The sequence below is a fragment of the Virgibacillus sp. GM2-2 genome (genome assembly GCF_055329585.1).
The window spans coordinates 1-238 of record NZ_JBUZWC010000158.1 but is presented as its reverse complement, the minus strand read 5'-3'; the positions used below and the strand labels follow the sequence as shown (position 1 = coordinate 238).

General features: G+C 67.2%; 1 protein-coding gene. It reads left to right on the top strand.

Features of this window, described 5'->3' with window-relative positions; all coding sequences use genetic code 11:
- A partial coding sequence (locus tag ACY9Z2_RS19360) for a hypothetical protein (RefSeq protein WP_463611303.1) occupies positions 1-238 on the top strand: 238 nt, incomplete at both ends.

Sequence of the window (238 nt, the reverse complement as noted above, 5' to 3'; positions counted from 1 at the left end):
TCGGGCGCGACCACCGAGGTCTACCTGTGCCCCAAGGGATTCAGCGGCACCTACAAGGCCGTGGTTCGCCGCGTGTGGGGAGAGGTTACGGCGAACCGGGTCAAGGTCGAGGTGTGCACGCATTTCCGCGGCGGCAAGGAGTCCCGGTTGAGCAAGACGATCCCGCTGGAGAAGGACCAGGCGGCGGTGCAGTTCGATCTCGCCGACGGTCGGCGCACCGAGTCGCTCAAGGAGCGCC